Genomic DNA, 21,302 nt, shown 5'->3' with positions numbered 1-21,302 from the left:
ATTGCCAATCAATCCAACAAAACAAGCAGCGATTACTTCGACATTGTCAATGACCATCCCATTCGCAATCAGATTTTATCTACCCTTTTTCAAAGAGATTATACCCAAAGTAACCTTGGAATTCATTACAGTCTGAACAGAGAAAAATTAAATTTCTCCCTCGGCAGTAGATACAAATATTCCAGTCTAACGGGGGTGATCAATGAAAATAAAAACAACATCAACAACCAATTCAAAGCATTCCTGCCAAATGCATTTCTGACGTATCGATTTGGAATTTCAGAAAATTTAAACTTTAACTATTTCTCAGAACTTAATGAACCCGCATTGCGCCAACTTCAGCCAATTGTCAACAATAGCAATCCCCTCGCCATATATCAGGGGAATCCGAATCTCCGTCCCGAACTGATGCACATGGCCAATTTATCCTATATGAAATACTCAGCGTTCAATTTTACAATGTTGTACGCAAGTATGCAAATGAATTACACCCGCCAAAAAATAAAAGAGTCTATAATTATTGACAGTGCTCTCGTTAGATATCTCACACCGGTTAACACAAACAATGAAACTACCCTTTCCGGTAGATTGGAATTTGACACTCCCATTAGACCCATGAAAATTAAAATTAGAACGGTGCTGAAGGGAAATTACAACAAGGCCATCTCTGTCATCAATCAACTTTCCTTTCCCACCGATCGGATGGCTTATGGATTTCATCTTGCCATCGAAAATAGAAACAAAGACATCGTGGATGCAATAGTGGGCTATCGGATCAGCCAAACACAGTCCCGATCGACCCAAAACAAGGATTTAAATCAATCCTTCAATGATCAAACAGTCTATGCAGAAATGGGATTAAACTTTAAAGACTGGGTTCAGTTTAAATCGAATTTCGATTACCAATTGATACAATCCACTTTTTCTGATATGAAATTTTTTGTTCCCCTTTGGACGGCCTCATTGACCACTATCATTTCCAAGGATAAAAAATGGAGGATAAGTCTCAGTTGTTTTGATATTCTAAATAAAAACAAGGGTATTCGCAGCCTTGCTCAGGCAAATTACTCCGACATTATTCAATCCAATGTCCTGGGTCGTTATTTTTTACTGGGAATCGCTTACAATCTCAAAGGATTTAAAAAACCAAGCGGATTGGTCATTGATGTGAAAGGAAATGACTGAAGTGGGTTTTTCCAAAAAACGCTTAAACTAGCAATTAAAATGACCTGCTAGTCCCAGTCTGAAAGAAAGAGCATTGTCATTGGATGCAATAGTGACCAATTCATATTCCTGCTTTTGCTTTCCTCTTAATGATTTCAAGATTATGCACAATATGGACGGTATTATCTATGGAAAATAATTTTACTCTTAGTTAGAAAAGCGAAAATTAAAAAATATCAAAGAAAATTCAATTTGAATTTGGTGATCGGGATGTGAGTGAATAGATCCGCCTTATTGAGTTAAAAATTAAAATACAGCGCGATACAAGTATCCTTAGATCCAAGTGCTTTGCTTAACATTGGAATGTTTGATTTGAAAACAATCCGGCGAAATCACTTTGGACATCTCTGCAAAATGTGAAAGTGGATTTGATTTACCGGTTTACAGGTTATCTTGAGGATTGAAAATGAAACCCTTTCTTTATCTAATACATAATCTGGGTTTAATATCTTCGTTATAGACAGAACAACCCGTAACTTCTCAATTCCCGGATTGGATTCGAAAACCACAACAACTCAAAATCCGGATACTTCACTTGCATCCATTTTTTTAGTTCGTCATAGGTTTTTAGTTCTCCAGAATTTCTGAATGAGATTTTATCAAGGGCCTCCATCAGACATTCCGCGTCGTGCTTCTTCAATCGAAGCGAATACTCATCTTGTTTGCTATGAAAATGCAAGATCTGTTTCTCCTTTACATCCTTTGTTTTCCCGGTGTTCTCATTTTCGACGATGGGAATGTTTCCAATCCAAACCCATTTAGCATGTGGTTTGATGACTTCAGGGTCTTCTTCTAAAAGACTATCTTCTACAAAAGATGGACGAATTTGTGTTTTGGGAATTTTAAATTCAAACCATTCCTGCAAGGAGAAATCCAATCCGATTCCATGCATAAAATTGTAGATCGATTTTCTCAATCCAAATGTAAATCGATTGTGATCTATTCCTGTTTTGTCCTTAAAAGCAAGATCGTTGTTGGCAAAGCTGATGTCAACTTTCTCAACTGCCAATCCATATTCCGAAGGATTCATTCCTACCGGGCTGTGTGCAGTGAGCGCAAATTGATGCCAAAATCCGGATTGAATAATTCCAGCTGCAAACATCTGTCTGACCATTTCCAGACTATCGACCGTTTCTTGCACCGTTTGCGTGGGAAATCCATACATCAGATAAGCATGTACCATGATTCCTGCTGCACTAAAATGGTTTGCCACCATAGACACTTGTGCAACGCTTACTCCTTTTTGAATCAACTGAAGCAATCGGTCTGATGCCACCTCCAACCCACCCGAGACCGCTATGCATCCGGATTGACTTAAAAGTTGACACAATTCCAATGTAAAACTTTTTTCAAAACGGATATTGGTCCACCAGCTGACAGACATATTTCTCCGAAGGATCTCCAAGGCCAATTCCCTCATCAAAGCCGGTGGAGCGGCCTCATCCACAAAATGAAATCCAGTGGTACCCGTTTTTTGAATCATCTCTTCCATGCGATCTGCCAGCAAACTGGCAGCGATTGGTTCATACAGCTTGATGTAGTCAAGACTAATATCACAAAAAGTACATTTACCCCAATAACAACCATGTGCCATCGTAAGCTTATTCCATCTTCCATCGGTCCAAAGGCTATGCATGGGATTGGCTATTTCGATGACAGAAATGTAATGCTCCAAAGGCAAATCTGTATAATCAGGAGTTCCCAATTCGTGCTGGTGATAATCTCTGTCCCGCGATTGATTAAAATAAATTACCTGATTGTCTATTCTGTGGAAAGTTCTTTTGAGATGATTCAAACCTATCTTTCCTTGTATGTGGTTCAATAGATTTTCCAATGGCCGTTCCCCATCATCCAAACAAACGAAATCAAAATAATCAAAGACCCTTGACTCAGACAATTCTCTTAATTCAGTGTTGGGAAATCCACCTCCAAGTGCAATTTTCATATTGGGAAATTGCCTTTTGATAAATTGCGCACATCGGAAAGCTGAGTACAAATTTCCTGGAAATGGTACAGAAATGCATACCAATTCAGCACCTTGCTCATCCAGACGATCGGCAAGAATCTGAAGGCTCAATTTATCAATTTGACTTACACTCTTCTCCATGTAGCCATGCATTTCATCAAATGTGTTTGCTGAGCGTCCCAGTTTTTCAGCATATCGGCTAAAGCCAAAGTGAGGGTCAATGCATTCTTTTATAAAATCTGAGAGATCTTCCAAATACAAGGTGGCAAAATGTTTTGCCTTGTCCTGAACTCCCATTCTGCCAAACGCCCACTCAAGGTCTATCAAATCTTCAAATCTCGAAGCTTGGGGCAAAAAGCTTCCCTGGACAATACGGGCTGCAAGACTTGCTTGCTTACCCTGCAGAAACCCAATGACAGAATCAATGCTGTGTAAGTACTCTTCCCAAAGTGAGTATATCCGTTTGGCATTTGGAGACCATGATGGATTTATTTCAGCTGGCTTGATTTGGGATAATCCGTTTTTTGAAAAAATGCGAAGAATAACTTCAATTCCAAGATCCATCTGGTACGATGATATTCCCTTTGTATTTAAAAATCCTTTAAGATATGCTGTTGCCGGATAAGGTGTATTCAATTGTGTAAAAGGAGGTGTTAACAGGAATACAGTTTTCAAAAAAGGAAATTTACACAAATGTAGCTCATAGATTCTAAATTTTAAATACCCGATTCCATTCAATTCAAGTTTGACATCCGTAGATTTGTCAACAAAACTCAAAAATCAGACTCAAAGAATGATGTAAAAGCCAATTTTTCCATTTTCACTTGGCCTTATAGGGTTGAAGTTTATTAATTCAGACTTCCGTACTCCTTGTATATTTCCTCCTGTCTTGGATAGAAAATAAACTGGGCTCCCAACTCAGATAACACAAACAAACACAAATGTCTGTCGTGTTTTTTGTACAAAATTTTAAATTCGTCAATCTTGTTTTGATGAATGATATTTTTTACCACAAACTCTTCGAGACTTGAGGCATGAACAGACCAAATGCCAGTATTTTCTGAAGCTTCTATCAAAGGAATTCCCATTTCCAGATTCTGCTGATGAAGAATAAAAATAGGATAGATGCTTACTTCTTGTGTTAACATAATTTCCCGTGCATCATTCATGGCCTTGCGGTAGCGTCGCAAATCTTCCTCCAGAGCAAGATATTTTCCTATGCTGGGTTTTTCCATACTCCTCAAACAGGTATAGTTAAATATTGTTTTCGTTGCTAATTTTATACAGTTTTCAAATGCATCAAAGCCACCGCTTCTACATGGCTGGTATGAGGAAACATATCAACGGGTCTTAGCTTCATCAATTGGTACTTTTCAGAAAACAATTTTAGATCTCTGGCAAGGGTTGCGGGATTACAGCTTACATAAACTATTTTTGTGGGCTGGAATTCTAGAATCGTTTGACAAACATCCGGGTGCAAACCTGTGCGGGGAGGATCTACTATGATCAAATCCGGATGACCATAATGATCCGTCAATTCATGATTCAATATTTTTCTTACGTCTCCTGAGATAAACTGTGCATTGCTGATTTGATTTGTGTCTGCATTAATTCTTGCATCCCCTGTGGCGGCCTCTATCTCCTCAATCCCAATTATTTTCTTTGCAGAATCTGCTAAATACAATCCAATGCTTCCCACCCCACAATAAAGATCATACACCGTTTCACTTCCATGAAGATCTGCATACTCTTTTACTGTTTGATACAGCGCGACGCTTTGTTTTGTATTGGTTTGGAAAAAGGATTTTGGGCCAATCTTAAAGCAAATTTTATCGATGTATTCTTCGAGATAATCCGCTCCAAAAATTTTATGACATTCCAAATTAGACCAGGCGTCATTCAGGTTTTTATTTTCGGCAACGTAGCAACTTACGATTTCCGGAAATTCCTTTTGCAGCTCTTCAAACAATTCATGCAATTTTTTATCAGCGCGATCATACACCGCGATCACTACCATCACTTCTCCTTTCAGATTGCTTCGGATTATCATATTTCTCATGAGCCCTCCATGCGATTTGATATCATAATAGCTCCATTCCCGACCGGATGTTTTGCTTCTTATCCAGTTTTTTATTCGGTTGCTGGTGTCACTTTGAAGGTGACAGATCTCAATATCAATGACCTTCTGAAAGGACTCGGGTCTGTGAAATCCCAATGCTTTTGTAGTTATTTCTTCCTCTTTGAAATTCATTTCTTCCTTGGTAAGCCACCTATGATTGGAAAAAGTAAATTCCAGTTTATTGCGATACCAACGAGTTTCTTTAGCTTTTAAAATGGATTCAAATAAGATGGGTTCTAATCCTCCGATTCTTTTTACAGCTTCTTTAACTTGCATTTCCTTTTGTTTGGCCTGTTCTTCATAGTTTAACTCCTGCCAGCTACAACCTCCACAAATTCCAAAATAACTGCAAAAGGAGTTGGTGCGGTGTTCTGAAGCCTTGATAATTTCAATCATCCTTCCTTGCCAGACTCCTTTGCTCTTTTTGTTCAACAAAGCAGAAACTTGGTCTCCTGGTACAGCATCCCGGATAAAAGCCACCATACCTTCTTCCGTCTTTCCGATGGCATGCCCTTTATGACCAATACTGTGAATATTTAAAACAACTTGTTTCGGTTTTTTAATTTTTGGCATAATGCTCAGTTATGAATGATCTCAAATTCTGTTCTGCGGTTTTGTGCTCTTCCCTCTGCAGTATCATTGCTTCGCACCGGCTTGGTGGAGCCCATTCCTTCTACTGCAATTTTTTCTTCTGCGATTCCCATGGACAATAAATATTTTTTTACAGCCCCTGCTCTGGCAAAAGACAATCTAAAATTATATTCATCTTCCCCTTCATTGTCTGTATGACCTGTGATTTTTATTTTGAGGCCTGGGTTGGCCAACAACCAATTCTTTAATTGATTCAATTCGTAATGTGATTCTGGTTTTAGTTCTGCAGAAGAAAATTCGAAAAATACATTTTTTAACACAACGGGTTTTGTCAATTGTTTGACTTGATTTAAATAGATATTTAAAATTCTTGGGTTTAAAAAACTTCCAGGAATTTCAGAGGTGTTGATGTGTTCAAAATAGGGTTGATAAGCCTCCTTTTCAATGTGGATGGCATATTTTTGCTTAATGGGAACAGTGACCAGCAAACTGGCGTCCGTTCTCGATGTATTTTTATAATAAGTTTTTGAATTCTCTAGCTCGAAAATGGTAACACTTGCCTCCATCTTTTGATTGCTTGCAGCATCATATACTTGAATGGATAAATACTCGGCGGGCATCGGTCGCAAATGTGGTGGCATTTGAAAAGTATAAAGATCCAACTGATTTTTTGATCCTGGCCTTTCGTTGGCAAGTCTATCCGTTGCCATGAATCCCAAGGTTCCTGTGAAGTCTGTTATAAATGAAGATTCATCCAGTGGGGTGTTGATTGGAAATCCCAAATTAACCGGTTTTGTCCAATTTCCTTTTGAATCCAAATTGGAATAAAAAATATCATTGTTACCCATTCCAGTGTGGCCGGTGGAACTAAAAAAGAGCGTGATACCATTCGGGTGCAGAAAAGGACAGGACTCGTGTCCAACTGTGTTGATCACAGGTCCCAGATTCTTTGGAATCGACCAACCTTTTTCATCGGTAAAACTTGTTTGCCATAAATCCATTCCTCCGAAAGTTCCTTTTCTGTTGCTGGTAAAAATGAGCCATTTTCCGTTATGGGCTAAACAGGGTTGTGATTCATAAGCAGGTGTATTGATCTTGTCTCCCAAATTGACCGGTCTTGTCCAATTTCCCTTTTTAAAATGGCTAATAAATAAATCACAACCTCCAAAGCTTTCTGGCCTGTTACAACTTGTAAATAGGATAGCGTTTCCGTCGGGTGAAATAGTGGGTGCACCTTCATTGTATGGAGAATTTATTTCTGTTAGAGCCTTTGGTTCGCTCCAGTTGCCATTTTCATCGAGATTCGTCAAATAGAGATCCTCATTTTTTATTCCGATCCGTCTTGTAAAAAGCATGGTCCTGCCGTCTGCCGTAATGCTTGGTAAATATTCCGATTGCTCAGTGTTGATAGATGCAATCGCCTCCAATTTAATATCCAATGTGATCCGATAGACAGAATCCGCAAAGCGGTATGTTGGTAAGACATGAACTGCCTTTTGAATCAAATCTTTGTTTGATTTTTCCAACTCCAAAAATTTCTCCAGATTTAATTTTGCTCTTGTGAATTGATAATTTTCAAACTGGCAAAGAGCCAGAGTATAATAGACTTTTATCTGATAAAAAGAATCCAAATCAAGGGCCTTTTGAAACCATGTCTCAGCTTCATCAAAATTCTTTTGATCAAAACCGATTGATCCAAGAAGGATGTATGGATCAACAAATTTTGGATTTTTGGCAAGAATTTTTTTAAACGCCTTCTTCGATGACTCAAATTCGTTTATTTGGTAGAGTTTTAAGGCTTTGCTGTACTGGATCTTCAGATTCTTTTTGGCATTGTGAATATAGATGTTTTGAGCCGATGCCTTTAGCACAAATAAAAATAACACCACAGTAAAAAGCTGGTATCTCATAATAATTCTAACGAAATCAGAACAAGCTGAAGTATCAGGACAAATGAATCTCTGTGAGAAGCTGAGTGGCAGCTTCGTGTCCCATTTCTGAAGCCAATTGAATGTCCAAAATAAAATCCGCTTTTCCAAGCGCCTTTCTTGCAAGACCCCTGTGCATTAATGCTTCTGCTTTGGCACCTGAATTTGGATTAATTTCCAATGCGACACTTTTGTCAAATGCCTGAATGGCTTCATCTATTTTGCCTTGAGCAAACAAAGCCTTTCCATAATTAAACCACACATTGGATAAGTGTTTAAAATTAGGATCCTCTTTGCCATATTGACGGGTGGTAAAATATTTAAATTCTGTTGCCGCTTTGTCAAATTCTTTCAACTGCAGGTGAGCCATACCTTTCACCCTTCTTGCCGCCCAATAGATGGGTTGGAGGGCTATGGATTGTTTGGTGGTTTCATCAAATGCCTCCGCAGCAGCTGAGTATTCTTTTTTTAACATCAAGCATCGCCCAACTCCATACCAGGAAGATGCATTCATGTGATCAAATCCTATACTTTTCTTAAAGTCATAGAGGGCATCTTCATAATTTCTCAGGGTAAAATTGACATAGCCGCGTCTCTCATAAGCCTGAGAATGTTTTTCATACTTTTCAATAACTTCTGACAATAGCTTTATCGCTTCTTCTTTTGAACCACCTTCATCCATCACTTTTTTTCCTTCCTGAAACAACATCACGCTGCTTTTTTCTCCCAGTGGTTCAATATGCACATGATGCAATATTTTACCGTTGTCGGTCATCCAACAATTGATGCTACCAGAAATGCTAAATTGTGCGGTATGCTCCAAAGATGAAATGGTATTTTTCCAGACTTTTTCAGAAATATTGCCAATAAACCTTTGAATAATCAAAGTGTGATCTGTCTCAGCAAAAAGCTGCTCGGGCAATTTGAAAACAAGTTCTTTTTTATATAAAGTCTCCAGGCGCTGATTGTATAGTTGAAGTGCTTTTTGGAACGATCTCTCATTTCCAAAATCCAGTTTGCCCTGGATTATTACTTTAAACAAATTTTGAACCTGCATATTTCGTCTGTCTGATTACCTCACATGATCCCAATTGACGGTTTATTTGGCATGCTTCATTAACGAATAAAAACTTGCTTTAGTGGTTGACCTTCAATGGGCTGGAGAGCAAAGTTCTGAAAAATCTGACCAATTTTATCAAATAAATTGTAAAACTGGTTGAAAATGAGTTAATTAAAAATAATTAATGTGTATCTGGTTGAAAATGTTTTGTTTATATATACAATAATATAAGTTTTAATTGCCAAATGAATTTACTCGTTTGCCATTGACCAACTTTCATTTGTAAAAATCCTCTTTTTGGTGGATTTATTGGTACATCCAACTTTCAAGAATTGGGGTGGGTTTTTCTTACTTTCCTTTACAAACTGATTCATTATGATTCGCAAGAACTACCATTGCATTTACTTAAGTTTGGCTCTTGCGATCTGAGCATCATTCTGGTTTCCAATCAATCTTCAGAAATTCAGAATTACAAATTGTTTTTTGAAAAATAATAAATTCAGAACAAACCTCATTCTAAGGCTTGATAATTCTCAAGGCGAATTCATTCCATAGTTTAATTAAAAAAAACAGATTGGATTGATATCCCTTTTTTGATTTTCTGGCTTCGAAAGAATTCTTCTTGGTTCACTTCAATAAAAAGACCGGCCGCATTTGCATACGACCGGCCTTTTCTTCAAAATAATCCCCTTTATGAAAACAAACTCAAACTCTGCTTTTACTGGATTTCTATCGTCTTTTCCTCTTTTACCACCGTCTTCTTATCAATGGTGATGTGTAAGACACCATCTTTGTAACTAGCTGTTATCTTTGATGCATCTGCATGTTCGGGTAACTTAAAGGAGCGACTGAAAGAACTGTAATTAAATTCTTTTCTTGAAAACTGTTCATTGGTCTCTTCTTTTTTCTCCTCTTTCGAAGCAGAAATATTGAGGAATCCTTTTTCAAGAGATAACTTGAAGTCTTCTTTTTTAAGACCCGGAGCTGCTACATCCACTAGAAAAGATTGATCATTCTCACTTACATTGACCGCTGGAACACTGCTCTGAAAAACCTGGCCTCCAAAAATATCATTGAGCCCTCTGTTTAACAAATCTTCAACCATGGTTCCAATTTGATTGGTCACTGGTGACATTGGAAAAAATACATTACGTTTCATAATTTTTATTTTTTAGTTTACTTAAATAATTTGAATGCTCTTGTTTAAATTTTCATCTTTTTGAACACTAATCTTCAATACACCATCCGCCAATTGCGCCTGAATACTTTGAATGTTTGCGTCCTTTGGCAATCGAATGGTCCGTTTCATTTTGCTTTTACCAAACTCCTCTCTGAGCATTCGGTCAGAAGAACTGTTGGATTCAGGAGTTGCTGTAATCACCAACATCTTATTTTCTTCTTTGATTCTGATTTCTTCCTTCTGAAATCCTGGAACAAAAAATTGATAGTGATATTGATTTTCCGTTTCAAAAACATTGACGGGTAGAATGTTGATGATTTCGGAATGGACCCCCTCTGAAGGAGCATTATAAACCGCGGTGTTGCAAGTGTAAGGATTTCTGAATTTGATAACTTGATTCCACATAATTTTTTAGTTTTTTATTAATTGATAATTTCAACAGATCAAATCGCGTACCATGCCAAAAAATTAGATAAAATGTCATTTTTACTTATAATTCGCCTGTCACTTTGTCTTGTTTTGTTGTCGATGGCATGTCATTGTGGCAGTTAATGCTTTTGTGTTTGCCAAATGCATTGGCATCAATATTTAGCCCAGTACTTTTTTGTGGAATGAAAGTTTGACTGAATCCAATCTAAGATGGGTCCGGTAAAGCTGGCTTGAGACAGCCCGCCTTATAAATATATTGCATTATAAACAAGCAATTATCCTGGTTTTTTACCGGGTTATTTCCAAAAAACATCTATTGATGATTATCCTGTTCAAATGGACGATCCATGGGTTTATACAAAGGTCACTGGATTGGCTGATCTGAAAATATCAATGGTTCTGTTTTGCAAACTAAATCGGTCTCCGTGTGCTAAAATATGTGTGGTCAAATTGGCTATCGACAATGGGGTGTCCGGGCCAAGTTCATCAAATCTATTGTGACTTAAATGGGTGGCGTCAAATAAAATAACCATACCCGAACCTATTACTTTGCATTGATCAGAATTCTTGATCACAATCCCGGTGTCTTCAGCAAGTCCAATTCCAAGCAACTCCGGAAATTGAGCCATGGCTTCTGCAAGTCTTCCAAATCGTCCCCTTTGAATAAAATGAGAATCAATAATGGCCTGTGGGATAAAACCCATCCCTTTTTTCATCCTGACATTCCCTTTTTTGAGAGCGTCCGGAGATGACCCACCTGCAATCATTTCATGGCTCATGCACATTGCGCCTGCACTCGTTCCGGCCAAAACAAAAGATGTATTCTCCAATTTATTTAAAATCAGTTGATGTAGGATGGTTCCCTCTATTTGCTTTATGATTTCAGATTGATCTCCACCTGAAAACATGACACAATCAGCACTTTCAATGTACTGGATCACTTCAGGTGATTCAGCTTCTTTTTTACTCCTGATATCCAATATCCTTACATTGCGGCAGCCCAATGCATTAAAAGCGCTGAGGTAGTTTTTTCCTACCTCCTTTGGAATTTGCGATGCGGTTGTAATTACAATGATTTCTGCTTCTAAGCCACCGCTTTCTTTGACGACATTGGCCAATATCCCTTCTTGGATAAAATCATGGGTATACATTTCATTGGGACCACTTCCTTTGTCTTCGTTGCCTCCTATGGGAATCAGGGTTCCTTTAATATTCCTCAAATAATCCATATTTCAAGTTGCAAAACTAATTAGAAGCTATCTAATCAATAAGTTTTAATTAATATTGGCCTTCCAATCAACAGAAGAAAAGTATGCGCATCAGAGAAATCAATGTTATGCGTGGGCCAAATTACTGGTCTATTCGCCGTAGGAAATTAATCGTTATGGTTCTTGATTTAGAAGATCTGGAGCAAAAACCAACCAATTTGATTCCTGGATTTTTGGATCGATTAAAACTTCTGCTCCCCGGAATGTACGAACACAGATGTTCAGAGTCCGGACCGGGGGGATTTTACCATCGTGTGGAGGAAGGAACCTGGATGGGGCATGTGATTGAGCACATTGCTTTAGAGATTCAAAGTCTGGCAGGAATGGAAGTTGGATTTGGCCGGACCCGAAGTTATGGCGAACCCGGAGTTTACCATGTAGTTTTTGACTACATCGAAGAAAAAGTAGGGGTTTTTGCTGCCCGGGCCGCCGTCAGAATCGCTGAATCATTGGTGGAATCAAGGCAATATATTTTGGATGACGACATTCTCGAAATGCGCAAATTGCGCGAAAGTTCAAGATTGGGACCAAGCACCGGTTCGATCATTGAAGAGGCAGAATCCAGAGGAATTCCCTGGATTCGTCTCAATAAATACAGCCTGTGTCAACTGGGTTATGGCAGAAATCAAAAGCGAATCCAAGCGACAGTAACGAGTCAAACCTCAAGCATTGGTGTTGACATTGCAAAAGACAAGGAAGATACCAAATATCTTCTGGCGCAAGCGGAAATACCAGTACCCAAAGGAGACATTGTAAGAACAGAAGCAGGTCTCAAAGAAGTGGTGAAAGAATTGGGGTATCCTTTGGTGATCAAACCCGTCGATGGAAATCACGGGAGAGGAGTAACCACAGACATTCAAAACTGGGATCAGGCTCTACTGGGATTAGATTTGGCAAAAAAAATATCACCTGCTGTTATTGTAGAACAATACATCAGAGGAGAAGATTATAGAATTTTAGTGATTAATCACCGGATGGTTGCAGCTGCAAAACGCTTACCTGCACAGGTCATGGCCGATGGCATTCACAATGTTTCTCAATTGATTGAGCTTATCAACAGTGACCCACGGAGGGGTTATGGTCATGAGAAAGTTTTGACAAGTATCCACATTGATGATATCACCATCAAACAGCTCCATCTGCAAAATTTAACCCTTGATTCAGTTCCTCCAAAAGATCAGATCGTCGTCTTAAAAGACACAGCCAATCTCAGCACGGGTGGTACATCGGTAGATGTTACTGATTCTGTTCACCCCAGTCTTGTTTTTATGGCCGAAAGGATTTCGAGAATTGTCGGTTTAGATATTTGCGGCATCGACTTTATGACAACTGACATAAGTGCTCCTGTGCAAGAAACCCGGGGCGCTGTCATTGAAGTTAATGCGGGTCCGGGATTCAGAATGCATCTTGCTCCCGCAGAAGGTTTACCTAGAAATGTAGCAGCTCCCGTCATCGATATGTTGTTTCCACCCGGGGTCCCTTCCAGAATTCCCATTATTGGGGTAACCGGTACAAATGGCAAAACGACTACCACAAGACTTATGGCACATCTGGTGAAAATGATGGGCTATACCGTCGGGTACACGACCACGGATGGAATTTACATTCAAAATCACAAAATGATGTCTGGTGATTGTTCCGGACCAGGGAGTGCGGAATTTGTACTCAAGGATCCGACTGTAAATTTTGCCGTATTTGAAACCGCAAGGGGAGGAATTCTTCGGGCTGGCTTGGGCTTTAGAAACTGCAATACTGCGATTGTCACCAATATAGCCCCGGATCATCTGGGACTGAAAGGGATTCATACCTTAGAACAATTGGCCAAGGTGAAAGCGGTTTTGGTAGAATCTGTTGTTCCGGATGGTTATGCAATTCTCAATGCGGATGATGATTTGGTGTATGCAATGAAAGAAAAAGCGAGTTGCCAGATTGCGCTTTTTTCGATGGATGAATCCAATCCCCGAATCAAAAAACACATGTTATCCGGAGGTATTTGCGCCATCTACGAAAATGGATTTATCACCATTTGTCGAGGCGAGTGGAAATTGAGGGTTATTAAAGCAGTCAATGTGCCGTTGACTTTTGGAGGCAAAGCATCCTTTATGATTCAAAACGTGCTTCCTGTTGCACTTGCCGGATATTTACATGGATTTTCTTTAGCTGACCTAAGCAGTTCTCTTGAAAGTTTCATCCCATCGCCCGCTCAGACCCCGGGAAGATTAAACTTGTTTAACTTTAGAGATTTTGACCTCTTGCTTGATTATGCCCATAACCCTGCTGGTCTTTCAGCCTTGAAAAACCTGACCGACAAAATGGAGGGTCATCCAAAAATTGGAATTATCGCGGGAATTGGTGACAGACGGGATGAAGACAACATTGGTATTGGAAAAATCGCTGCAGAGATGTTTGATGAGATCATCATCAGACAGGATAAAAATCTACGGGGCAAACCGGCCCATGAATTGCTGGCTTTGGTAAAAAAAGGAATTTTTGAAACGGATCCGAACAAACCCTGCATAGATATCCCGGATGAGAAGGAAGCCATTGGTTATGCCATAGAAAAAGCAAGCAAGGGCGCATTAATCGTAGTAAGTAGCGACGATATTACCAATTCTCTGGAGCTCATCAAAAAGTACAAGGAAGATGAAGCCAACAAGTACTATGAATATTCAAAAGCCGATATTCCAAATTTGAGAACCTGATATTGATCTTGTTCATTTACACATTGAAATGAATATCTATAAAAAAAATGTGTTGGCGGCTTGAATTTTAGTGCTAAATTGCTTGAAATCACTACATTTGCACGTTGAAATTTTAATTGTTTAAATTTTCAGCTGTTTTTACTATTTGTTAACTCATTTTTAATCTTTATGAAGCCTAGGATTAATTTCCAATTTATAGCGCTGGCTATCAGCGTTTTAATTATTTCATCGTGTAGTAAACCCTCCCCTACAACAGAATTTCCAAGAGTAGAACATTATTCTTATGATGTCATCCACAAATGGAATGAATTATTCCTTCAGATTGACAAAGATGCTCTTGCTTTCAGACCCGGACCTGGTCCCAGGGCTTTGGCTTATTTAGGAATAGCCGCTTATGAAATTTGTATTCCAGGTATGCCCAATTACAGAAGCCTCAAGAATTTGCCCCAGTTTCAGGGATGTGGTATTCCGGAATATACTGGTTCTGCAGAATTGCATTATCCCACCGCCATCAACGCTTCTTATGCATATTTGATGACTCAGTTTTTTGACAAAGTGGAGTTCTTCTCCGCGCCCGGCTCTCCCGGTAAACATTTGACCAACGCGGAAGCAAAACAACTGATTGAAAACTTGAAAAATAGTCTTGAAGCAGAATATAAGCAAGAGACTAACTCCAATCGATTTAACAACAGCAAAGCATGGGGTGAAGAAGTTGCCCGCGCAGTCTGGCAATGGTCTACCACTGATCAATACGGACATGAGGCCTATCTAAACCCACTCAACAACGACCCGGCAAGATTTCCATACTATAATTGGCGGGAAAAAAGTCTTGATGCCAATGGCAATCGAATTCCTGGTAAATGGACCCCTACCAATGACAATCCGGATGGAGGTATGTTCCCATTTTGGGGTAATGTAAGAACTTTTGCCACGAACAACAACCAAAAATTGTCAAAACCACCTGTTCCATACCATACTCCAGACGGTAAACTTAATCCCAGATGGCATGCTGAAAACTTAGAAGTTTATAGCACCACCACGGGTCGTTCCTACGAAGACGAATGGATCGCTGAATTTTGGTCTGATGATTTGTTTGGATTGACTTTTGCCCCTCCCCCAAGATTGCTTGCCATTATGGATCAGGTTTTTGAGATTCAAAATTCCAATCTGGAAGAAGCAGTATATGCAAATGCCTTGATGGGAATTACCTTAAATGATTGTGCAGTAGTATGCTGGAACTCCAAATGGGTGTACAACACAGAAAGACCAGAACACTATATTAAAGACTTTATTGATCCAACTTGGGAGTCTATGCTCGATCATCCCTACACAGGTGCGAAAGGAGTCACCCCGGCTTTCCCTGCTTACCCTTCAGGCCATTCTACATTTGGTGGTGGAGGTGCTTGGGCGCTTGCTGCGGTATGGGGCAACAATGTTAATTTTGTTGATAGATGCCACGAAGGAAGAACTGAATTTATTGGTACTCCAAGACCGTATTACTCTTTTTCTGTCATGGGTAGAGAAGATGCAATATCCAGAATACCGCTGGGTGTTCACATTCGTCAGGACTGTGAAGAAGGTGTGAGGCTAGGAGAAGAGGTAGCCCGTAGAGTTGCCAACTTACCTTGGAGAAATTAATTTTTAGAAAATATAATTATTCTGTATATTTTTAAGCCGGTTAATTATTTAGCCGGCTTTTTTATTCCTTAATGTTCTAGCGATGAAAAACATCTTATCTAATTTTCCATACCTCTTCATTTTGTGTCTGGTGTTTTTTGATTTTTGTAGTTCCGATTCCAAAAAATGGATCGAAGAAAAATATGAAAATGGCAATATTAAACGCAGATATTATAAGATCAATGATCTTGTCCAGGATACCATGAGAGAGTTTTACAATACAGGGGAGTTAAAAGCGATCTATTTATTTAAAGATGGCAAACAGCATGGGTGCGCTACGAGATACTACAAATCCGGTGAGCTTGAAGAGGTGCAGTATTTTGAATTTGGATTACAGCAATTGGGAGACACTGTGTTTTATAAAAATGGACGGATCAAATTTACAGCCGAAATGAAAGATGACAAGAAGAATGGCTATTTCAGAAGACATTCGGAATTCACAGACAGTGTCGAATTGGAACAATTGTTTAGAAATGATACGATCGTCATCTACACAGATTCAGAAGAAAAAGAATAAATATGAAAGTTGTACCGACAAATCCCTCCTTGAAAAAACGATAGAACGGTTTTTAACTGGATGCAATTAAGGAAGATTGCTTTATAATTTTTGCTTTACTTCTGTGATCTCATACGCCTCAATGATATCACCCACTTTGATGTCATTGAAATTCTTAACTGTCAATCCGCATTCCAGGTTTTCCTTCACTTCTTTTGCATCTTCCTTAAATCGTTTGAGAGATTGAAGTTCTGCCAATCCTCCTTCCTTATTTGGATAGACCACAATTCCGTTTCTGATCACGCGGATAGGGCTGTTCCTTGTTATTTTTCCGTCGATCACCATACACCCTGCCACAGTACCGACTTTTGTGATTTTAAACACTTCCCGTATTTCAACCTGGCCAATCACTTTTTCTTCTTTGGTGGGTTCAAGCATTCCTTCCATTGCCAGCTTAATTTCTTCGATCGCTTCATAGATGATGGAGTAGGTTTTGATCTCAACTCCTTCCTTTTCCGCCAAAGTCCTTGCGGCTGGTGAGGGTCTGACCTGGAAGCCAATCACAATGGCGTCCGATGCAGACGCCAACAAAATATCTGATTCAATGATCTGTCCAACCGCTTTATGAAGGATACTCACCTTAATGGATTCAACAGATAACTTAATAAGACTATCTGACAATGCTTCTACAGAGCCATCGACGTCACCTTTAATAATGAGTCGCAATTCTTTAAAATTGCCAAGGGCAAGTCGCCTTCCAATCTCATCCAAGGATATTCTTTTGGTCGCTCTGCTGGCCTGTTCTCTTGATATTTGGGATCTCTTGGTGGCAATCAACCTGGATTCAGCCTCATCTTCCATGACTTTGAATTTCTCACCCGCGGTGGGTGCTCCTGTAAGTCCCAGCACCATAACTGGCGTAGAAGGTCCTGCTGCTTTTATTTTCTGCCCTCTTTCGTTAAACATTGCCTTGATTTTACCGGAATTTTCGCCGGCCAAAACCACATCACTTGTATGCAAAGTACCATTCTGGACCAATAGTTTGGCAACATATCCTCTTCCCTTATCCAAAGAGGCTTCGATGACTGTACCTGTCGCCAGTCTTCCTGGATTTGCTTTCAATTCCAAAACTTCTGCTTCCAACAATATTTTCTCAAGCAATTGATCAATACCAAGTCCACTTTTTGCTGAAATTTCTTGGGAAGAATATTTTCCACCCCATGAGTCCACAAGAAAGTTCATTTGCGACAACTCATTTTTAATCCGTTCTGGGTCCGCTCCTGGTTTGTCAATTTTATTAATTGCGAAAACAATTGGAACATTTGCCGCCTGAGCATGTGAAATGGCTTCTTTGGTTTGGGGCATGATGTGATCATCCGCTGCAACGATGATAACGGCCACATCGGTAACTTTTGCACCTCTGGCTCGCATCGCAGTAAATGCTTCGTGACCCGGGGTATCCAAAAAAGTGATTTTCTTTTGTTCAGGGCCAACCTTTACTTCATACGCTCCAATATGCTGGGTAATTCCCCCTGCTTCACCAGATGCTACGTTGGTTTCGCGGATATAATCCAACAATGAAGTTTTACCGTGGTCCACATGACCCATTACAGTGACGATCGGAGCCCTTGATTCGAGATCCTCTATATTGTCTTCCTCTTCTTCGACAACATCTACTTCCTCTTCTGCAGAAACAAACTCGATTTTCTTATCAAATTCTTCTGCAAGAATTTCGATAATTTCAGCATCCAATCTTTGATTGATAGAGACAATAATGCCTAAATTCATGCAAGTCATAATGATATCAGTGACCGGCACATCAAACAAACTGGAAAGATCCGAAACTGTAATAAATTCAGTAAGTTGAATGGATCCACCATCTCTTTGAGACTCTGCCAATTCAGCTTTTTCTCGGTATTCTTCTCGTTTGTCTCTGCGGATTTTTTGTCTCTTGTTTTTTCCACCGACATTAAGCCTGGCCATGGTGGCCTTAATTTTATCTTCTATTTCCTTTTTACTAACCTCCTTAACTGGCTCTTGGGTGGGTCTGAAATCTCTTCCCCTATTGGCACCAACTGTTCTGGAGTCGGATGGATAATCAACCGTATTTACTTTTTTGCGTTTCCTCTTTCTCTTTTGGGCGTCTTCCGCAGATTCTACGATTTTGGGCCCAACGACCAACTTACCAGTACCTTCTGTCTGTTTTTTAGGCTCTTCTTTTTTCTTGGGGCTATCTTTAAATTTGTTTGTGTCAATTTTTCCAAGAATTTTTAGTCCTTTGAGTGTTGGAGCTTCAATTCTTGTAATTTCTTCTTCAGAAGTAATGATTTCTTCTTCTGCTGGTTTTTGTTCTTCTGATTCTGGTTCAGGTAGTGTTTCTTTTTTTGTTTCGCCCTTCTTTTTTCCTTCCGGTTTTTCAAGTTGAATTTTACCAACAACTTTTAATTTGGGCTTGTCCGACTCTTCAATTTTTGCCTTGATCACTTCTTCTTTCTCTACCTCAGTTTTAGACGTTGTTGAAGACGGGACCGCTGTTGTGGGGGTAGAGCTAGGCGTGCCAAAAAGATTTATTTCTTGCTTGGGTAAAACTTTCTCCTTGACCGGTGTTGCTGCTTGTGCAGTCTTAGCCAACTGATTGGCTTGTTCCTTATCTACCAATGAAGATTGAAACTCCTTTTGGAGTTCTGCAAACATATCATCAGAAATTTTAAAGGTGGCCTTGTTTTCAATCTCGAACCCCTTTGATTGTAGGAACTCGACAATCGTGCTCACGCCGACATTGAATTCTTTTGCTACTTTAATTAATAATCTCGTCATTAAAACTTGGCCTTTATTCCTTTTCTGTATTTTCCTGTGATAAAGATAATTGTTTCAAAATTATTCTTCAAACTCTTTGTTCAATATTTCGATGACCTCTAGAATGGTTTCTTCTTCCAAATCTGTTCTTCGGATCAATTCTTCAGCACTCAAATTTAGAACGCTTCTTGCCGTATCACATCCTATATTTTTAAGTGCATCAATTATCCATTCTTCAATTTCATCCTTAAATTCGTCTAAATCCACATCGTCCACTTCTTCCCCTATCTGATCTCTGTATACATCGATTTCGTAACCAGTCAATTTGGTAGCCAGTTTAATATTGGCTCCTCCCCTTCCTATTGCAAGAGAAAGCTGATCTGCATTTAAATAAACACTGGCCTTTTTGTTTTTTTCATCGATCTCGATGTTATTTATTTTTGCAGGTGTCAAAGAACGTTGAATGTATAAATTTAAGTTGTTGGTGAAATTGACAATGTCTATATTTTCATTCCTCAATTCCCGAACAATACCATGTATTCGGCTACCCTTCATTCCCACGCATGCTCCGACCGGATCAATTCTGTCATCATAAGACTCAACCGCTACCTTGGCTCTTTCTCCAGGCATCCTAACAATTTTTTTAATGGCAATTAATCCATCTTCAATCTCAGGCACTTCCTGCTCCATCAGCCTCTGAAGAAAACTGGGATCTGTTCTGCTTAAAGTAATAAATGGAGTGTTGTTCTTCATTTCTACCTTTTTGATCACTGAGCGGACAATGTCTCCTTTACGAAAGTGATCTCCTTTAATCATTTCTGTTCTTGGTAAAAGCAATTCATTGTTGGTTGCATCGTCGATGATCAGCAATTCTTTTTTCAACACCTGATTGACTTCGCCTATAACAAGATTGCCTTCTCTTTCCGCATACCTTTTGTACACATCGTCCTTTTCCAATTCCATCACTCGGGAAACCAAAGTTTGCCTGGCGGCCATAATTGCACGACGACCAAAGTCTTCCATGTCAAGCTGCTCATAACACTCCGAACCTATTTCGCTGTCCTCGTCAATGACCATGGCCTCTGATATGGCTATTTCCTTCAAATCATCCGTGACTTCTCCGTCAGGGACAATCATTCTGACGCGCCAGATTTCAAGATCTCCTTTCTGAGGATTGACGATCACATCGAAATTGTCATCCGATCCGTATTTTTTCTTGATCAATGACCGAAAAACGTCTTCCAATACCCGCATCATGGTGGGCCTGTCAATGTTTTTTCCAGCTTTGAACTCTGCAAAAGAATCTACCAATTTCATATCCTGATGATGATTTTAGCTTCTTTAATATTTTGATAAGGTATTATAACTTTCTTGACCTCTTTAATTTTCTTCTTGTTTTCTTTGCGTTCTTCCATCCATTCCAATTCAATCTGTTCATTGTTTGCCTCGACGAGAATCCCCTCCAGATTTTCCCCTTCCATGGTTTTAACTTCTAATCCTCTTCCTTTATTTTTTACATACTGTCTGGGGTAAATAAGGGGTCTCGTCACGCCTGCGGAAGATACTTCAAGCACATAATCTTCTCCAAGTTGATTTTTCTCATCCAACCAACTCTCCAGGTACCTGCTAAGGCTTCTGCAGCGTTCGAAGGTAATGGCGCTGTCACTGTCCAAAAAAACAGACACCTGCTTCCCTTTCGCTTCAATGGCAACTACAAAACAATCCAGAAAGCTCTCTTCCTGAAACTTTTCAATTAACTTCTGATGAATCTCTTCTGTTAACAACATGTGGCTCAGAAAACAAAAAAGGGAACCTTTCTGTTCCCTTCTCTGAAAAACAAGCGCAAATATAATAGTTTTTCTAGAT

At 39.3% G+C, this 21,302-nt stretch carries 15 protein-coding genes; 4 read left to right on the top strand and 11 right to left on the bottom strand.

Features of this window, described 5'->3' with window-relative positions:
* Entirely contained in the window at positions 1-1,185 is a 1,185-nt protein-coding gene (locus IPM48_04995; GenBank protein MBK9270931.1) for a TonB-dependent receptor, read from the top strand.
* Between the two features lie 493 nt (positions 1,186-1,678).
* On the opposite strand, the gene IPM48_04990 is transcribed toward IPM48_04995, so the two are convergent.
* The 8 genes from IPM48_04990 to IPM48_04955 form a co-directional block, all read right to left on the bottom strand.
* Positions 1,679-3,865, bottom strand: coding sequence for a radical SAM protein (locus tag IPM48_04990; protein ID MBK9270930.1), 2,187 nt, complete (start codon positions 3,863-3,865; stop codon positions 1,679-1,681).
* Between the two features lie 173 nt (positions 3,866-4,038).
* A complete protein-coding gene (locus tag IPM48_04985; protein ID MBK9270929.1) occupies positions 4,039-4,425 on the bottom strand; it encodes a hypothetical protein in 387 nt (128 codons plus the stop codon).
* 44 nt (positions 4,426-4,469) lie between these two features.
* Positions 4,470-5,882, bottom strand: coding sequence for a 23S rRNA (uracil(1939)-C(5))-methyltransferase RlmD (rlmD, locus tag IPM48_04980; protein MBK9270928.1), 1,413 nt, complete (start codon positions 5,880-5,882; stop codon positions 4,470-4,472).
* Positions 5,883-5,887: 5 nt separating this feature from the next.
* A complete protein-coding gene (locus tag IPM48_04975; GenBank protein ID MBK9270927.1) occupies positions 5,888-7,810 on the bottom strand; it encodes a PD40 domain-containing protein in 1,923 nt (640 codons plus the stop codon).
* 34 nt (positions 7,811-7,844) lie between these two features.
* Positions 7,845-8,870 (bottom strand): tetratricopeptide repeat protein, encoded by a 1,026-nt coding sequence (locus IPM48_04970; GenBank protein MBK9270926.1) that lies wholly within the window; start codon positions 8,868-8,870, stop codon positions 7,845-7,847.
* 736 nt (positions 8,871-9,606) lie between these two features.
* A complete protein-coding gene (locus IPM48_04965; GenBank protein ID MBK9270925.1) occupies positions 9,607-10,023 on the bottom strand; it encodes an Hsp20/alpha crystallin family protein in 417 nt (138 codons plus the stop codon).
* 45 nt (positions 10,024-10,068) lie between these two features.
* A complete protein-coding gene (locus IPM48_04960) occupies positions 10,069-10,473 on the bottom strand; it encodes an Hsp20/alpha crystallin family protein (GenBank protein ID MBK9270924.1) in 405 nt (134 codons plus the stop codon).
* A gap of 377 nt (positions 10,474-10,850) precedes the next feature.
* Positions 10,851-11,726, bottom strand: a complete 876-nt coding sequence (locus IPM48_04955; GenBank protein ID MBK9270923.1) for a cyanophycinase — start codon at positions 11,724-11,726, stop codon at positions 10,851-10,853.
* 83 nt (positions 11,727-11,809) lie between these two features.
* On the opposite strand from IPM48_04955, the gene cphA reads away from it, so the two are divergent.
* The 3 genes from cphA (at position 11,810) to IPM48_04940 (ending at position 16,661) form a co-directional block, all read left to right on the top strand.
* The gene (gene cphA, locus IPM48_04950; GenBank protein ID MBK9270922.1) at positions 11,810-14,467 is read left to right on the top strand and encodes a cyanophycin synthetase; all 2,658 of its coding nucleotides are present in this window, start codon (positions 11,810-11,812) and stop codon (positions 14,465-14,467) included.
* Between the two features lie 168 nt (positions 14,468-14,635).
* Positions 14,636-16,105: a vanadium-dependent haloperoxidase gene (locus IPM48_04945; protein MBK9270921.1), complete on the top strand. Its 1,470-nt coding sequence runs from the start codon at positions 14,636-14,638 to the stop codon at positions 16,103-16,105.
* An 82-nt stretch (positions 16,106-16,187) separates the two neighbouring features.
* Positions 16,188-16,661, top strand: coding sequence for a hypothetical protein (locus IPM48_04940; protein MBK9270920.1), 474 nt, complete (start codon positions 16,188-16,190; stop codon positions 16,659-16,661).
* Between the two features lie 81 nt (positions 16,662-16,742).
* On the opposite strand, the gene infB is transcribed toward IPM48_04940, so the two are convergent.
* Genes infB through IPM48_04925 form a run of 3 tightly spaced genes read right to left on the bottom strand, consistent with a single transcriptional unit; the run spans position 16,743 to position 21,223 of the window.
* On the bottom strand, positions 16,743-19,457 hold the full coding sequence (gene infB / locus IPM48_04935) for a translation initiation factor IF-2 (GenBank protein MBK9270919.1): 2,715 nt from the start codon (positions 19,455-19,457) through the stop codon (positions 16,743-16,745).
* Positions 19,458-19,517: 60 nt separating this feature from the next.
* On the bottom strand, positions 19,518-20,753 hold the full coding sequence (nusA, locus tag IPM48_04930; protein MBK9270918.1) for a transcription termination/antitermination protein NusA: 1,236 nt from the start codon (positions 20,751-20,753) through the stop codon (positions 19,518-19,520).
* A complete protein-coding gene (locus tag IPM48_04925; protein MBK9270917.1) occupies positions 20,750-21,223 on the bottom strand; it encodes a hypothetical protein in 474 nt (157 codons plus the stop codon). Before IPM48_04925 ends, nusA begins: the two co-directional genes overlap by 4 nt.
* Positions 21,224-21,302 lie beyond the last annotated feature (79 nt).

Source organism: Saprospiraceae bacterium, from assembly GCA_016715965.1.
Classification (GTDB): Bacteria; Bacteroidota; Bacteroidia; order Chitinophagales; family Saprospiraceae; genus Vicinibacter.
The sequence above is the reverse complement of the archived record's forward strand: the minus strand, read 5'-3'. Positions and strand labels throughout refer to the sequence as shown.

Excerpts from the sequence above, each read along its gene's own strand:
- IPM48_04985 (MBK9270929.1), bottom strand. The coding sequence starts at position 4,425 with ATGGAAAAACCCAGCATAGGAAAATATCTTGCTCTGGAGGAAGATTTG.
- rlmD (MBK9270928.1), bottom strand. The coding sequence starts at position 5,882 with ATGCCAAAAATTAAAAAACCGAAACAAGTTGTTTTAAATATTCACAGT.
- IPM48_04975 (MBK9270927.1), bottom strand. The coding sequence starts at position 7,810 with ATGAGATACCAGCTTTTTACTGTGGTGTTATTTTTATTTGTGCTAAAG.
- IPM48_04965 (MBK9270925.1), bottom strand. The coding sequence starts at position 10,023 with ATGTCACCAGTGACCAATCAAATTGGAACCATGGTTGAAGATTTGTTA.
- IPM48_04960 (MBK9270924.1), bottom strand. The coding sequence starts at position 10,473 with ATGTGGAATCAAGTTATCAAATTCAGAAATCCTTACACTTGCAACACC.
- IPM48_04955 (MBK9270923.1), bottom strand. The coding sequence starts at position 11,726 with ATGGATTATTTGAGGAATATTAAAGGAACCCTGATTCCCATAGGAGGC.
- cphA (MBK9270922.1), top strand. The coding sequence starts at position 11,810 with ATGCGCATCAGAGAAATCAATGTTATGCGTGGGCCAAATTACTGGTCT.
- IPM48_04945 (MBK9270921.1), top strand. The coding sequence starts at position 14,636 with ATGAAGCCTAGGATTAATTTCCAATTTATAGCGCTGGCTATCAGCGTT.
- IPM48_04940 (MBK9270920.1), top strand. The coding sequence starts at position 16,188 with ATGAAAAACATCTTATCTAATTTTCCATACCTCTTCATTTTGTGTCTG.
- infB (MBK9270919.1), bottom strand. The coding sequence starts at position 19,457 with ATGACGAGATTATTAATTAAAGTAGCAAAAGAATTCAATGTCGGCGTG.
- nusA (MBK9270918.1), bottom strand. The coding sequence starts at position 20,753 with ATGAAATTGGTAGATTCTTTTGCAGAGTTCAAAGCTGGAAAAAACATT.
- IPM48_04925 (MBK9270917.1), bottom strand. The coding sequence starts at position 21,223 with ATGTTGTTAACAGAAGAGATTCATCAGAAGTTAATTGAAAAGTTTCAG.